This window comes from Streptomyces sp. SKN60 (assembly GCF_026236535.1).
Classification (GTDB): domain Bacteria; phylum Actinomycetota; class Actinomycetes; order Streptomycetales; family Streptomycetaceae; genus Streptomyces.
In genome coordinates, this window is the sequence record NZ_JAHTMW010000048.1 from 1 (window position 1) to 2801 (window position 2801).

Annotated in this window: 2 protein-coding genes; both read right to left on the minus strand. The window is 69.5% G+C overall.

Annotation, left to right across the window (positions count from 1 at the left end):
* The coding region (secF, locus tag KV205_RS35875) for a protein translocase subunit SecF (RefSeq protein WP_265869234.1) at positions 1–960 on the minus strand (960 nt) is incomplete at its 3' end.
* 1 nt (position 961) lies between these two features.
* Positions 962–2731 carry a protein translocase subunit SecD gene (secD, locus tag KV205_RS35880; protein WP_265869235.1) on the minus strand — a complete coding sequence of 590 codons (1770 nt, stop codon included), beginning with the start codon at positions 2729–2731 and terminating at the stop codon, positions 962–964.
* Positions 2732–2801 lie beyond the last annotated feature (70 nt).

Sequence of the window (2801 nt, forward strand, 5' to 3'; positions counted from 1 at the left end):
GGCCCGCTTGGCGAGGACGCGCTTCTTCAGGGCCTTCATCGCCGGCTCGCGCTCCTTGAGGTCGGCGACGAGCGGGGTGGCGATGAAGATCGAGGAGTACGCACCGGCGGCGAGACCCACGAACAGCGACAGCGAGATGTCGTTCAGCATGCCGGCGCCGAGGACGCCGCCGCCGATGAACAGCAGGCCGGCGACCGGGAGCAGGGCCACGACCGTGGTGTTGATCGAACGGACCAGGGTGCCGTTGATCGAGCGGTTCGCGACGTCGCTGTAGGTCCAGCGGGTCTGCTTGGTGATGTCCTTCGTCTGCTCCTTGAGCGAGTCGAAGACGACGACCGTGTCGTAGAGCGAGTAACCGAGGATCGTCAGCAGACCGATGACCGTGCCGACCGTGACCTCGAAGCCGACCAGCGAGTAGATGCCGACGGTGATGGTGAGGTCGTGGATCAGCGCGACGAGCGCCGCGACGGCCATCCGCCACTCGAAGGCGATCGCCAGGTAGATCACCACGAGAATCATGAAGATCCCGAGGCCGGTCCAGGCCTTGTTGGCGATCTGCTCGCCCCAGCTCGGGCCGACCAGCTCGGCCGCGATCTTCGGCTCGGGGACGTTCAGGTCCTTGGCGAGCTCCGCGCGGACCTGGTCGGACTTGGCGGTGTCGAGGCCGCCGACCTGGATGCGCAGGGAGCCGCTGCCGAGCTTCTGGACGACCGCCGGGTGACCGGAGGCCTCCTCGGCGTACTCCTGGGCCTGGGAGACGGAGACGTCCGACTTCGGGGTGGTGAAGACGGCGCCGCCCTGGAACTCGATGCCCATGTTCAGGCCGCGCACCGCGAGGGCGACGATGGCCGTGATGGTGATGAGGATCGAGATGCCGTACCAGATACGGCGGTTGCCGATGAAGTCGTAGCCGACCTCACCGCGGTGGAGTCGGGCGCCGAGATCGCCGAGCTTCGACATCTCACGCCTCCTTCGGGTCGACGGGGCCGGCGGGGGCGGAGGTGCGGCGCGTGCGGCGCAGCGGCGGCTTGGCGCCGAGGCTCTTCGGGTCGAGGCCGGACAGCTTGTGGCCGCCTGCGAAGAACTTGGTGCGGGCCACCAGCGTCATCACCGGCTTGGTGAAGAGGAACACCACCACGATGTCGAGCAGCGTGGTCAGACCGAGGGTGAACGCGAAGCCCTGGACCTTGCCGACGGTGACGATGAAGAGCACCGCGGCGGCGAGGAACGACACGAAGTCGGAGACCAGGATGGTGCGGCGGGCCCGCGGCCAGGCGCGCTCGACGGCCGGGCGCAGGGTCCGGCCCTCGCGGATCTCGTCGCGGATGCGCTCGAAGTACACGATGAACGAGTCGGCGGTGATACCGATGGCGACGATGGCGCCGCAGACGGCCGGCAGGTTCAGCGCGAAGCCGATGGCCGGGCCGAGCAGCGACATGATCACGTAGGTGAGCAGGGCCGAGACGCCGAGGCTGGCGATCGCGATGAGCGACAGGCCGCGGTAGTAGGCCACCAGGTAGATGATGACCAGGGCGAGGCCGATGGCGCCGGCGATCAGACCGGCCTGCAGCTGCTCGCCGCCGAGGGCGGCGGTGACGGTGTCGACGCTCTGGGTCTCGAAGGAGAGCGGCAGGGCACCGTAGGACAGGATGTTGCCGAGGTCCTGGGCCGACTGCTGGTTGAAGCTGCCGGAGATCTCGGCGCTGGCGCTCAGCGTCTGGCGCACGGACGGGGCCGAGACGACCTCGCCGTCGAGGACGATGGCGAACTGGTTCAGCGGCTCGGTCTGCGCCGACAGCTTGCTGGTGATCTTCTGGAACTTCTTCGAACCGGAGTCCGTGAAGTCCATGGTCACGATCCACATGCCGCGCTGCTGGTCGAAGACGCCCGCGGCGTCGTCGACGTCCTTGCCGTCGACCTCGGCCGGGCCGAGCAGGTACTTCTCCCACTGGCCGATCGAGTTCTTGCCACAGGCGACGGTGGTGTCGGTGGGCTTGACGCCCACGCCGGCGGCGCTGCGCTGCTTGGGGTCGAGGCAGTTGAGCGCCGCGAACTTCTGCTGCAGGGCGGCGGTCGCCGCGTCGGCCGTCGGCGTGGGGGCCGGCGGCGTGGTGGCCTTCGGCGCGCCGGAGGCGCTCGCGGTCGGCGTCGGGCTCGGGGCCTTCAGGGCCTCGGAGACCGCGCGGCCCTGGGTGGAGGCGCTAGCCGACGGGGTGGCGGACTTCTTGTCCTTGCCCTGGTCCGCGGTGGCGCCGGAGGGCTTCGCCGACGGAGTGGCCGAGCCGCTCGGGGTGGCGCTCGGGTTCGGCGCGGGCTGCTCGGCCGCAGCGACGGCCAGGACCGGCCGGAAGTACAGCTGGGCGGTGGTGCCGACCTGCTCGCGAGCCTGCTTCTCGTTCGTCCCTCGCGGGATGTTCACGATGATGTTCTCGCGGCCCTGGGTCTGGACCTCGGCCTCGGAGACACCCAGACCATTGACACGGCGGTCGATGATGCCGACGGCCGTGTTCATGTTGGTCTCGTTGACGGCGGACTCCTTGCCCGGCTCCGCCTTCGCCTTGAGCGTGATCGACGTGCCGCCGGCGAGGTCGATGCCCAGGCGCGGGGTGGTGTGCCCCGACCAGAACATGCCGCCGGTGAGCGCGACCATGGCGATCACAATGAGTGCCAGGGCGCGGCCCGGCCGGCTCTGGCCCCCCGCCGGCCTTCGGCCCTTCTTCGGTGCTGCCACCTGTCGTTTCTCCCTGTCCAAACCGCCCCGCGCCGGGTAAGCGCGCGACGGCCACGAAGTGTGTGTGGGG